We start from the raw sequence: 12,866 nt of genomic DNA, 5'->3' as shown, positions 1-12,866 counted from the left end.
CATATATGAAAATGATTTTAACAAAACCTGATTAACGCACCTCAAACTCTGATTCTGCTGGATCAAAACGCCAAGTCCGAATAATTCGTAATTCAGAAATATCTTTCATATTGGCATCAAAATTTCCAAAAGGCGCACCTTTACGTACCGAGTTCTTTGCAGCCTCATCTAAAATCGGATGCCCTGAACTTTCAATCAAACGAATCGCACGAATTCCGCCAGATGCGTTCAAAATCACCATCAAACGCACTTCACCTGATAAACGCTGAAGTTTGGCTTGTTCTGGATAATAACGATTACCATACAACTCTACTTTGGCGCGGAACTTTTCCAAATATCCCGCTGAAGCATCTTTTTTCGCTTGAATACCATCTACCGTTTTAATTTTTTGTTGCTTACTAAAATTTTGTTGCTTCTGTAAATACTGTGCTTCCAAACTCGCAACCATTGCTGCCTTGGCTTGGAACTGGCTTTGCAATTCATCCATGGCTTTTTTACGCTCATTTTGTTCAGCTTGTTTTTGCCAACTTAAAACTGTCATTAACACTTTTTCTTCAAACTTTAATTCACGCTTTTGTTGTACTTTTTCTAAGGCTTGTAATTGTTGATCCCCTGCACTCAAATCTTCAGCCTGTGCGGGCATTTCACTCGACATACGATGTTTTTGGCGAAAAATCCCTGAGCCGTGTTGATCTTCCTGAGCCAAAAAGTCTGCATCTTTTACTTCATCCGCACTAGGACGAAGCGTTACCGCAATCTCTTTACTTTGAGTATTTTGCTCTGTCGGTTCAGCAAACTGCAAAGAAATAAACACCAAATGAACGGCAATTGCGACAATCACCGCACCCAAAAAGATGTTGTCTTCCCACCAAGGTAAAAAAGCCTTAGATGTAGTACTCATTTTTTTAAACATGACAAATGACCGCCATTCCCCAACTTAATAAAAAATACAACCATTTAGCATTACACTTTTAATACTTTTCGATGCCACTTTTAATAGAAAATAGAGCATCACAACAAAACTTTAAAATGGTGCATCTAAATTTGCTAAACTGCAAGAATAAAGCTTGGAAATTTTAAACAAATCGACAAGATACACCAGATAAAATAAGCTGATTTGGAACTTAATTTATGTCATCGCTACTTTCTAAAATTACTCGACGAATTCAACGTATATATCAAAAAGCGGGAGATTTTATCGAAGAAGAGCGTGAGTTCCCTGTTTCTCAAGTTTTTTTAAATGCAACTTTGCAACGATTTGTGACTGATAATGTTGGAATTATAGAAGATTTACATGCAGATTTGCATGATGATTGGCTGCGTTTATACGCAACCCTGAATGTTAAAGGAATGCATTTGGTCTTGGCAGTTGACCTTAAACTGATTCAAATGGAATTTAACAAAGATATGCAGTTGATTGTTTTTGAGCAAATTAGTGATACAGAAGTGATTGAAGCCACTTATCCAAATGTTTTTTATAAAATTGGGGTCAATACTGCATTATTTTTCTATCAAAAAATCCTTAAAAAAGATCCATTAGGAATGATCTTAGAAAAATTCAATGTTTTAACCGTAAAAGATGAACTATTACATTTAGATCTTAATCGTTGGTTGGGAGATAAGCGCTCCATCATGGATACTTTAAATAAAGTACATATTAACCATGCTGAATTACGTGAAACTGAACTTGTCGTGATTGGCAATGTCAATTTAATGGCGCTCTTTAGTAAAGTAGATGCAGATGACTGGGATGATTCACTTAAAGATGACGTGATTGAAACAGAAGTCACTCCAATTCAGCAAAAAGACAGCTAAGTGAGTGTTTAAACTCAAACTTTTAATTAGATTCATGCAAAATAACTACACAAATTCACATATTTTGCTGAAACTCTAATTTTTTCTACTTAATTCAGTCGCATAATAGCAATAACACAAAAATTGCATAGGACATTTACTTATGGCAACACCATTCATGAAAAAAATCGGTATCAGCACAAGTCTTGTAGCGGCATGCGTATTAACAGGTTTTTCAAGTCATGCTCTTGCCATGAGCCCCTTCCAAGCAACTTATCAGTTTTCTTATAATGGTAAAAATATGGGTTCAGCGACTCGTACGTTAACTCAAAATGGCAATAACTGGACCTATGTTTTTGCAGCAAAAGCCGCAGCGATTGCCTCTGCCACTGAAACCAGTCGTTTTGGTTTTAGTAATGAACAAATTCAATCCAAGGATTTTAGCCGTAACAGTAAAATCTTGGTGCACAATGACACCATGACCATTAAATTCAATCCAAGTGCAAAAACCATTAACACCAATAAACGTGACAAAGCACGTTCTTTTGCATGGAAAGCAGGCGCATTAGATGAATTAAATGCTGAATTACAAGTCCGTGAGGATCTAAAAGGCTCAGGTTTAAAATCAAGCTATCTGATCGCAGATGCCAAAGGTTTGGATACCCGTCGTTTTGTTAAACAAGGCAATGAATCAGTCAAAACCAGCTACGGAACCTTTGATACCATCAAAGTCGTGCTGACCCATGACAATAAAAGCAAACAATCTGTTTTCTGGTTAGCACCAAAACTTGATTATTTACCTGTAAAAATGTCACATCAAGATGGTAAGACATCTTACAACCTTTCTCTGACTGGCTATAAAAAATAAGCAATTTCCTATTTTTTATGAAATTGGGCTTGCATTTTTTTGGGTGCTTTTTAAAATACGCCTTTGCTTGAAAAAGCACCTTGCCCTTAGAGGATTCTTCCCGTGTACGCACTAGAACAGAAAATCTTGGCTGAAGGTATCGTTCTATCTGATCAGGTTCTGAAAGTCGATTCTTTTTTAAACCATCAAATTGATCCTGTGATGATGCAGCAAATTGGTCAAGAGTTTGCGCGTCTTTTCAAAGATGCAGGTATCACCAAAATCATTACCATTGAAGCTTCAGGTATTGCACCTGCAGTAATGGCAGGACTTGAGCTTGGTGTTCCAGTCATTTTTGCTCGTAAATATCAATCTTTGACTTTAAAAGATGACTTATATCGTTCTAAAGTTTTCTCATTTACAAAGCAAATTGAAAGTACCATTGCGATTTCTAAAAAACACATCAGTGCAGGCGATAAAGCGCTTGTAATTGATGACTTTTTAGCAAATGGTCAAGCGGCATTAGGTCTTGCTGACTTAATCCATCAAGCACATGCCGAAGTGGTCGGGATTGGCATTGTGATTGAAAAATCATTCCAACCAGGTCGCCAGTTGTTACTTGACAAAGGCTATCGTGTAGAATCTTTGGCACGTGTTGAATCTTTAGCAAATGGCACAGTGACTTTTGTGCAAGAGTAAGTGAAAATATTTTAAATTGAGCGCTTTAGGCGCTCTTTTTTATACTTTATGAAAAGAGATTAAGCATTTTTCTCATTTCTTTTTTATCTAGCCACATTATATGATCTTAAAATACAAAATATTAGGTCAACGCTAGCATGGTTTCGCTTACACAAGAATTAACCCATTTATTGCATGTTCAACAAATTGATCAATATCTTTTTCAAGGTCAAACCTCACAGCTTTTTGGTTCGCATTTATTTGGCGGACAAATTTTAGCTCAAGCTTTAATCGCAGCTTCAAGAACCACAGACCGCCCTGCTCACTCTTTACATGCTTATTTCATTCGTAGTGGACGTACAGATCAACCTATTTTATTCAAAGTTGACAATTTAAGAGATGGTTCAAGTTTTTCTACACGTCAAGTCCATGCGCACCAAGATGGTGAAATCATTTTTTCGGCAATGCTATCTTTCGCTAAACCAGAACAAGGTTTAGAGTTTCAAGGTTCAGCCCCACAATATCCAGATCCAGACTCACTCAAATCAGAACAAGAATATAAAATTTCTATCCTTGAAGACATTCCTGAAAGTCGTCGTAGCATAGTCATGCAGCAATTCAACCTCTTGATTCATCCAGTTGAGTTTTACAATCCTTTCAAACCAGTTAAAGCAGATACTCAATATGCTGAATATTTTAGAACTTTTGAAAAAATAACAGGTGAAATGGACTATATTGCCATGCATCAAGCAATTGCTGCGTATTATTCAGATTATAATTTGCTCACGACATCTTTACGTCCACATGGGATCAGCTATGCCAATGGTGGGGTCTATAGTGCCAGTTTAGATCACACCTTACATTTTCATCATGATTTTCGCGTAGATGAATGGATGCTGTATGATATGTATGCGACGCGCTCAAGCCAGTCACGCGGTCTCAACTTTGGTGAAATGTGGCAAAATGGGAAATTGGTCTGTAGTGTCAGTCAAGAAAGTTTGATGCGCCAACGTAATATTTCAACACATAGATAAGGGATAATATTTCAATAAACATACAGGTGATCTTAAAATGCATCAAACAATTAAAATCATTCATTTTCTATCCTTAATGTTTACATGAATTAGCAAAAACATCGCTTTAATTCAGCTACAATCAAAATGTCATCGAATTGAAATACTCATTTCAATTCGATGCTGAAAAGAATTATTGTTCAAGTATAATATGATGAAGGCAAATGGACGTTGTCCGATACGAGTACCATTCAATGACTGATGAAACTGTTATAACTTGCCCAAAATGTGGTTCAAATGAGATTGAAAAACGCAACCATGAACAACTCTTACAAAAAGCAGGTGGCGTGCTGTTAAGCTCGGCTGGTGCCGCGGCAGGTACTGTTGGTGGCGCTGCATCTGGTGCATCTATTGGTACTGCGATTGGTACTGTGGCTGGTCCACTAGGCGTGATTATGGGGGGTACCATTGGTACTTTTGTTGGCGCGATCAGCGTAGGCATTACAGGTGGCTTTTTAGGACATCGTTTTGGTAAAAAAGCGGGGATCGTGGTTGATCAAAATATCTATTTAGATTACCAATGTAAAAAATGTAAACATCGCTTTAATATCCAACTCAATGCAGATACACAAAAATAATCTGTCTAAAAATACATATTTATACAATACAGTTTAAATTTAGGAAGTGAGGGATTTGCCTCACTTCCTAGATCATGGTAGTAAATCTTTATTGCTCTTGTAAAACTTCAATGAATTGCAAGAAACAACTAAAATTCTAATCTATATTAGACACTCAGCTTTTTTACAATTTCACCTAAACGTTTACCCTGTATTTCACACAACACTTTTTCATCTTGGCTCAAACCTAAATCATGACGTGGACCACTAACATGACTCGCACCATACGGCGTTCCACCTGACTTGGTGTTGGATAATGCTGGCTCAGCATTGGTTAACCCCATAATCATCATGCCATGATGAAACAATGGAGGGAGCATAGTCAGTAAAGTGCTTTCTTGCCCACCATGCATCGAGCCTGATGAAGTAAATACACAGGCAGGTTTATTATGCAAAGCTCCATTGAGCCATAAACTTGTAGTTTGATCCCAAAAGTATTTCATTTCAGAAGCCATATTGCCAAAACGCGTCGGTGAGCCTAACGCTAAACCAGCACAATGCTGTAAATCCTCTAAAGTACAGTAAATATCCCCTTCTTCAGGAATACTGGCTTGTGCTTCTGTCACGACAGGAGATAAATTTGGCACAGTACGGATTTTTACAGCAACACCTGTGGCTTCAATCCCATTTGCAATCAAATGCGCCATTTCTTTGGTCGAACCATATTTGCTGTAATACAGAACTAAAACATATGCTTGCATAATCTTTTTTAAACAAGTGAAAAAGAAAACTATACGGTATTTTGCTGTGTTTTTGGTTAAGCTGTAACACTAAAGCTGAATAAACATGATGAAAATAAATTGAGACAGATCAAATATGATGGATTTACTGAAAAAGCTTCCCTTTTATGACAAAACTTGGTTTCAGTTTATTTTGTTTGTCATTAAGCGATTTGAAGCAGATCGTTGTCGTGATCAAGCGGGCTCTTTAACCTATACCACACTATTTGCAGTTGTACCCATGCTTACGGTATTTTTGGTGATCATTTCATCCATTAAAGCGCTTGAGCCTGCCCGACAACAATTACAACAAATGATCTATAGTAATTTTTTGCCTAAAACCAGTATTGCCTTTGACAAAGCCTTTAATGTCTTTACGCAAAATTCAAGCAATTTAACTGTGATCGGGGTACTTTTTCTATTCATCACCACAGTGATGATGTTGACCAGTATCGAAACTGTATTTAATCGCATTTGGCGAGTACAAGAAACCCGTAATGGTATTGTTGGTTTTATGCGTTATTGGACGATTATTTCTTTAGGTCCAATTTTACTGGGGAGTGCTTTTGTTATTTCTTCAACACTCGCATCTATGAATGTGTTAAGCAATAACTTTGCAGGCTACCAAGTCGATGGTACAGCTTTATTGTGGGTGATTTCTTTTGCCTTAACAGTGATTGGCTTTTTCATTTTATATTGGACAATTCCAAACCGCAGTGTACCGATTAAAGCAGCAGCAATTTCGGGTTTATTTAGTGCCATTGTTTTTGAACTGCTTAAAAATCTCTTTGGTTTTATCATGACCAACTTCACCAGTTATACCATCGTGTATGGCGCTTTCGCAGCAGTACCAATTTTCCTGTTATGGATTTTTATGTCATGGAATATTGTCTTGCTTGGGGTAGAGATTAGTTATGCACTTACTGCCTTCTATACAGGTAAAACTCAAACTCGTCATCCTATTTTGATGCTATTGGATGTTTTAGAGTTATTTTATCAAAAACAAAAAACAGGCAAAGTAGTGACGGATGCTGAAGTATTAAAAATTTTAGGTCGTGGGGAAATTGGGCGTTGGCCTGCTTACGTGGTGATGTTAGAAAAGTTAAATTTAGTCACCCGTACAGACAATAACGAATATGTACTTGCCCGAAATTTAGATACGATTGATTTTTGGACATTCTATACAGCTTTGCCTTATCCACTGCCTCGTCGTAAGGATGTGGGTAACATTCATCCTGATGATGTTTGGATGCAACGCATCGGTCCTGCTTTAATTGAGTCTGATGAATATTTGGCAGCGAAACTGTCTATTCCACTTTCGACAATTTTAGAAAGTAAATGATCATTTCTGCATCTATTATTTATAAAAATGCAAAATTATTTTGGCTCTAGAGGAACATAACGCTTTTGCTAGTCTAGAGCCTTAGAAAATAAAGTAATCCCTTGTGGAAGCTTCGATCAATGGATACACCATCAATGCAGAAAGTCCACATTGAATAGCAATTTACATGATCGCTGTGATATCGACGACTGCAACTTTCAATACCCCTTGTTGCAACCCCCAACTCATACATCACACTCGCATAAGTCCTGATGCTCTAACATCAACTGCTTGATGCATTTACATAAGATTGATCTTCATAGAAAGAATGTCATGACTATAATCTTGTCTTTTTTATAGGATATACTTAAAAACAGACAACTTATCTTGTATTTCAGGCAGTTTTAAAATGCGCAATAAAAAAGTCCAACGCCTTGAAGATTACACTCGATTACTGACCAATGATGACATCCAAGCACCACTTTGGATTGATTTTCGGGATGATCCTGCTTTGTCGGTTTATCCTGTACATCGGCACGCTTGGGGAGAGTTTGTCTATGCTTTTAACGGTGTAATGGAAGTAAATATTAACCAAGTTAATTATCTTACGCCTCCACCTTATGGTCTGTGGTTACCACCAAATTTACATCACAGTGGACTAAATCGAACCTCAGTTTCTCATGCAACTTTGTATATTCATGCATCTTTGTGTCAGCAACTGCCACAACAAGCTGGGATTTTACTGACCTCACCTTTGGTGAGTGCGATTTTATTACATTTAAAACAACATCCTATAAAGAATACAACTGAACATCTGCGCCTATTACACGTATTACTTGATCAATTACAGTACGCCCAATACGTTCCTAGTTATTTACCCCATACAAATCATCCAAACCTAAAACAGATTTTAAATTATTTATATGAAAATCCTGCTGATCAAAGTGCTTTGTCTGAACTTGCCCAACAGATCAATACTACTGAGCGGACTTTGGCACGTTTAGCCCAAAAACAACTGGGGATGTCTTTAAATGAATGGCGACAACGTTTAAAAGTGATGAAAGCAATGAGCATGTTGAGTGAAGGCAAAACCGTGGAAAATATTGCCCTTGATTCGGGCTATGCCAATGCATCTGCTTTTATTGCCATGTTTAAACGCTGGATGGAGATCACGCCCGATCAGTTTCGTAAATCATTGAACTGTTAAATTATATTTTTGATTTTAAAAAGAGCTGTTATTTGACAGCTCTTTTTAAAATATTGATCAATATTTTATTTAGCGACTTATCATTATAAATCGCGCTTTTACATGATTGACTTAAAATTACATCGCTTGCTGCTCTCGATTCTCACTCTCAAGATATGCCTCTAAAGAGTCATCTAAAGCATATAACCACGGCGTATGATGTGGTTTCGACATTTTTCCAGTCATGACAGAACGATAGGTTTTATCTCTAAAGCTCATGATGCTTTCTTTTTTATGCTTTTTCCATTGCATAAAAATATCATTTACAGCATCAATATCAAAACTTGGATAATCAGTGGTTGCAATCAATTGCTTGATATATTCACCTTGGAATTTCACCATTTGTTCAGGCGTTTTTAACTTACTTTCACGTGCGATCCACATTTGAGAATGTGCTTGCATATCCGCCGATGAAGGTAATTCAATTTCTCCCATGATAATGTCACGTACATACCAAGCTTGTGCATCGAACATGTTGAAGGTGTACCATTGATCTTGCATGCCCAAATAGAACAGTTTTGGATTATTTTCCCAAACCACACCTTGATATAAGGATTGTGGGTATAAGCAATTATGCGTTTTAAGGCGTAAATCTTCTGCCATATAAGGGAAATGGTGTACATAACCTGTACACAAGATGATCGCATCAATTTTGGCAGAACTTCCATCACCAAAATAGGCTGTATTTTCATCCACTTTTAGAAGGTGTTGCTTTTCAGACCAGTTTTTTGGCCATTTATAGCCCATCGGTTGACTACGATAGCAACTATAAATTTGCTTTGCGCCATATTTATAACATTGTGAACCAACGTCTTCAGCAGAATAACTACTGCCGACAATTAGTACTGTTTTACCTTTAAATTCAACAGCATCTCGGAAATCATGGGCATGTAAGATGCGACCATTAAACTGATCAAAACCTTCATATTCAGGGACTTTCGGTGTAGAGAAATGTCCTGAAGCAACCACTACATAGTCAAACTGTTCTGAATACACTCGATCTTGTGTATGGTCACACACTTGAACAGTAAATTTTTCAATGCCTTGATCATATTCAACATGACGTACCGCAGTATTAAAGCGAACCTGATCTTTCACACCCGCTTTTTCAACACGCCCTTTAATATAATCCCAAAGTACGGCACGCGGTGGATATGAAGCGATTGGCTTTTTAAAATGTTCATCAAACGTATAGTCTGCGAACTCTAATGCTTCTTTTGGTCCATTTGACCATAAATAACGATACATACTTCCATGTACCGCTTCACCATGTTGATCTACACCTGTGCGCCAAGTGTAGTTCCATAGTCCGCCCCAATCGTTTTGTTTTTCGAAACATACAATTTCTGGAACTTGTAGACCTTTGGCCTTTGCCGATTGAAATGCTCTCAGTTGAGCCATACCACTTGGTCCAGCTCCAATAATTGCAATTCTCGTCATTGCTATCTCCATTAGTTTTGAGTTCTTTGAAAAAGCTCCTAACACAGATGAATCATCTAGAAATAAAATCCTATGAAAATCATCTTTAGATTTAAAAAATAAGAAAATAGAACCTTAATTCTAGATGAAACTATCTCTCAAATTAGAATGCTTATGCGTAGAAATGTGAGAACTTAGAGATCAAAAATAAATACGTCTTAAACGTATTGGCAACCTCTAAAAATACAGTAAAACTCACACAAAGTTTCAACACAATATCATAAATAGTTATTAATTTCTAAATAGATTATCAAAATTACAAATAATAAAATGTTACAATTATTGCTATTTATTGAAATTATTCATAAATTTAGTTTTAACAAAAAATAAAAAATGGACACTTTGCAGCTACAGAGTGTCCATTTTTACACGAATTTACTTCATTGAAATTGAATTTTATTTTACAAAAGTTTGCCAAACAAAATCTTGCGTTTGACCATTTAATGTCATCCTCAATTGATCACCTGAAGCCAATGCCCCCACGCCTGCGGGTGTACCCGTCATAACCACATCCCCTACCTCTAAAGTAAAGACTTGGCTCATATCACAGAGTAGATCTGCGATGCTAAATAATAATAATGATGTATCACCTTTTTGACGTAATTCACCATTTACTTTGAAGTCAAATGTCACAGCATCCCATGCTTTAACTTCGCTAGTTTCCACCCAATCTGCCAGAACACATGCACCATCAAAAGCTTTGGCACGCTCCCAAGGTTGCCCTTTTTTCTTTAAATCATCTTGCAGATCACGCAAAGTTAAATCTAAACCGAGAGTAATCGCACCAATCGCTGCAACGGCTTTTTCAGGATCAGTTTCATTTTTTAAAGTGTGATCAATACGCAAAGTTAGCTCGCATTCATGATGTAAACTGCCTAAAGTCGTATTCCATGAAATTCCATCATCTAATGAAATTAAACTACTAGGTGGTTTAATAAATAATACTGGACGATCTGGAATCGCATTGCCTAATTCTTTGGCGTGATCTGCATAACTACGACCAACACAGATAATTTTTGATGGACGAATACTCATAAATTTCCCTTTCTCATTTTTGCTAAAAAGACTTTATTTTTTAAAGGTATTTTTAAATATGCTTTGATCGGCTGGATCAGCAAATGCACGTTTTGGCACAATGATCACCGTGCGATTTTTTAACTCGATCATATAGGTGAGTTTGCCTTCTTGAAAATACTGCACATCACTGTATGGAAATGATTTCTTTGGGCGACCACTGGAAAAAATTTCGGCATGATCTTGAAACAATTCAATACCTTGCTCACTTTTACCAAACTGATATTTAATAAACTGGCGTTTAAACATCATCGGTAAAAACCAATAGCGTGTCAGACCTTGTAAAAGCAAAAAGAATAAACCTAAAAAGACATAATAACGCCCCACTGTTTCCATACCCAAGTAAAAGCCATATCCGATGATCGCAACACTTACGATGGGCGTTAAAAAGCGTGAAATTTGTTTTTTACCTAAAGCAGCGAGCTTAAAACCATCTTGTGATTCTTCTAAATTAAGATAATAACGTGCAGATAATGCAGGCTGAATGTCTGACATAGTGCTTCAATATAAAATTAAACGATGCCAAGATATTACACTAGAAACCGCATTCAACCGAGTTTTGATGATAATTTGCTTGCCTAATTTTAAAATTTAGGTCAATTCAAAACCCTTCATTTTCATGTAAAACATAAATGTAAAAATGGAATACAAAAATAAGGACACAAAGATGAAAGCGATTCATCAAACTCTATGTACATTCGTTTGCTTCACTGCCAGTTCATTCAGTTTTGCTCAAATTGTGACATGGACGGACAATATTCCAAGCAGTCTCAAACCTTTTCAAAATAACGCTCAACAACTTGCCAGTTACGTGCAAGACGATATTTTCATTTATCCACAAATCGCCACAAAAACCAGTTTACCTACCCTAAAAGCCAACCCAAATCCAACCGCTCGCTTTACTTCAGCTGCGATTATTGTGCCTGTCAGCAGCCAAGAAGTTGCAAAGACCTTAGGCAATTACAATCAATATGTTGGACTATTTCCCACTTTAAAATCAGCCAAACTACTCGAACAAAAAGGCAATGTCAGTCAAATGAAGTATCGGGTGTCGATTCCTACACCTATTCCTGTACTGAATTTTAATGAAGATGTAGTGATGCAACATCAAGTCTCTACTAACAGTATTTCAACTATTGTGATTGATGCGCCACTGCCTTATGCAGTAGGTAAATTAGAATGGTTTGCTCTGGGTGATAAAAAAACACTGGTCACCTTAACCCAATGGGGAGACACCAGTCAGCCGAAAGGATTCTTATTTAAACAGATTTTAAATGCGATTCCTGAAGCCAAACTCGGCATTCCCACAGGTACAGGCGCTTTTGTTTTAGAATCACTTAGACAACGTTTTGGCACTAAAAACACCATTGCACTTGCTGCAGGTCAGTTACCAGAACCAAAATTTTCTACAACGCAGATTCAAAAAATTGATGCTTTAAGTGAAAGCACAGGACAACCTGTAAGCATTGTCAATATGCCAACCACCATCCCTTATACACATGGACGAGAAATGCTACGTTTTACGACGACTTATCAAGCATTTAAGGAGTCACCACAACAACTACAAAAATGGTTACAGCCTGCCGCATATCAAAGTGTTTTCCCACGTCAAATTAAGAAAATTACAACTTCTACACTCACCGCACAAGGTCAAGATGCCGACATTAAAGTCAGTATTGGTCTTGGTGTTGTCAGCATCCCATTTGACTTTAAAATGCATTTTAATTTTCCAAAGAACAATGAAAACAACTTCTTTGCTAATGGCGGAGATTTACGCTATTTAAAAGGACAAGTTCAATTGAATCCACAAGACTCAGGCACTTTAATGCGTGTCACTTCTGCGGTAAAAGTTGATGAAAAAGCGCCTTTTTTACTACGAGCTGCACGCAGCTTGCCTTATCATGATATGTTACCTTCGACGGGAGGAAATGCAGTATTTACTCAAAAAATTAAAGCGCAAAGCAAATCATAGGATCAAATAAACATGTTACAGGGGCGCAGTCGATATGTAGTCAGCT

The 12,866-nt window shown here is 37.1% G+C and carries 13 protein-coding genes; 8 read left to right on the top strand and 5 right to left on the bottom strand.

The window, feature by feature from the left end:
* Window positions 1-31 precede the first annotated feature (31 nt).
* Window positions 32-913, bottom strand: a complete 882-nt coding sequence (locus DJ533_RS05205) for an energy transducer TonB (RefSeq protein ID WP_065995460.1) — start codon at window positions 911-913, stop codon at window positions 32-34.
* 218 nt (window positions 914-1,131) lie between these two features.
* On the opposite strand from DJ533_RS05205, the gene DJ533_RS05200 reads away from it, so the two are divergent.
* From DJ533_RS05200 to DJ533_RS05180, 5 genes are all read left to right on the top strand, one after another.
* Complete coding sequence (locus tag DJ533_RS05200; protein ID WP_065995459.1) at window positions 1,132-1,815, top strand: hypothetical protein; 684 nt, start codon at window positions 1,132-1,134, stop codon at window positions 1,813-1,815.
* Window positions 1,816-1,957: 142 nt separating this feature from the next.
* Complete coding sequence (locus DJ533_RS05195; protein ID WP_065995458.1) at window positions 1,958-2,662, top strand: DUF3108 domain-containing protein; 705 nt, start codon at window positions 1,958-1,960, stop codon at window positions 2,660-2,662.
* A gap of 102 nt (window positions 2,663-2,764) precedes the next feature.
* Window positions 2,765-3,340 carry a xanthine phosphoribosyltransferase gene (locus tag DJ533_RS05190; RefSeq protein WP_065995457.1) on the top strand — a complete coding sequence of 192 codons (576 nt, stop codon included), beginning with the start codon at window positions 2,765-2,767 and terminating at the stop codon, window positions 3,338-3,340.
* Between the two features lie 137 nt (window positions 3,341-3,477).
* Entirely contained in the window at window positions 3,478-4,353 is an 876-nt protein-coding gene (locus DJ533_RS05185; protein WP_065995456.1) for an acyl-CoA thioesterase, read from the top strand.
* A 233-nt stretch (window positions 4,354-4,586) separates the two neighbouring features.
* Window positions 4,587-4,970 carry a hypothetical protein gene (locus DJ533_RS05180; protein WP_065995455.1) on the top strand — a complete coding sequence of 128 codons (384 nt, stop codon included), beginning with the start codon at window positions 4,587-4,589 and terminating at the stop codon, window positions 4,968-4,970.
* Between the two features lie 146 nt (window positions 4,971-5,116).
* Here DJ533_RS05180 and wrbA read toward each other — a convergent pair whose 3' ends face one another.
* The gene (gene wrbA / locus DJ533_RS05175; RefSeq protein ID WP_065995454.1) at window positions 5,117-5,710 is read right to left on the bottom strand and encodes an NAD(P)H:quinone oxidoreductase; all 594 of its coding nucleotides are present in this window, start codon (window positions 5,708-5,710) and stop codon (window positions 5,117-5,119) included.
* 115 nt (window positions 5,711-5,825) lie between these two features.
* On the opposite strand from wrbA, the gene DJ533_RS05170 reads away from it, so the two are divergent.
* Both DJ533_RS05170 and DJ533_RS05165 read left to right on the top strand, forming a co-directional pair.
* Window positions 5,826-7,070, top strand: coding sequence for a YihY family inner membrane protein (locus DJ533_RS05170; protein ID WP_065995453.1), 1,245 nt, complete (start codon window positions 5,826-5,828; stop codon window positions 7,068-7,070).
* Between the two features lie 388 nt (window positions 7,071-7,458).
* Window positions 7,459-8,256 carry an AraC family transcriptional regulator gene (locus DJ533_RS05165; RefSeq protein WP_065995452.1) on the top strand — a complete coding sequence of 266 codons (798 nt, stop codon included), beginning with the start codon at window positions 7,459-7,461 and terminating at the stop codon, window positions 8,254-8,256.
* A gap of 117 nt (window positions 8,257-8,373) precedes the next feature.
* Here DJ533_RS05165 and DJ533_RS05160 read toward each other — a convergent pair whose 3' ends face one another.
* From DJ533_RS05160 to DJ533_RS05150, 3 genes are all read right to left on the bottom strand, one after another.
* Window positions 8,374-9,735: an NAD(P)-binding domain-containing protein gene (locus tag DJ533_RS05160; protein ID WP_065995451.1), complete on the bottom strand. Its 1,362-nt coding sequence runs from the start codon at window positions 9,733-9,735 to the stop codon at window positions 8,374-8,376.
* A 435-nt stretch (window positions 9,736-10,170) separates the two neighbouring features.
* Complete coding sequence (locus tag DJ533_RS05155; RefSeq protein WP_065995450.1) at window positions 10,171-10,809, bottom strand: fumarylacetoacetate hydrolase family protein; 639 nt, start codon at window positions 10,807-10,809, stop codon at window positions 10,171-10,173.
* 33 nt (window positions 10,810-10,842) lie between these two features.
* Entirely contained in the window at window positions 10,843-11,343 is a 501-nt protein-coding gene (locus DJ533_RS05150; protein ID WP_065995449.1) for a YcxB family protein, read from the bottom strand.
* 172 nt (window positions 11,344-11,515) lie between these two features.
* Between DJ533_RS05150 and DJ533_RS05145 the strand changes: the two genes are divergently transcribed.
* Window positions 11,516-12,820: a hypothetical protein gene (locus DJ533_RS05145; RefSeq protein WP_065995448.1), complete on the top strand. Its 1,305-nt coding sequence runs from the start codon at window positions 11,516-11,518 to the stop codon at window positions 12,818-12,820.
* Window positions 12,821-12,866 lie beyond the last annotated feature (46 nt).

This window comes from Acinetobacter defluvii, from assembly GCF_001704615.3.
GTDB lineage: Bacteria > Pseudomonadota > Gammaproteobacteria > Pseudomonadales > Moraxellaceae > Acinetobacter > Acinetobacter defluvii.
This window is presented reverse-complemented; position numbering and strand designations above follow the sequence as displayed.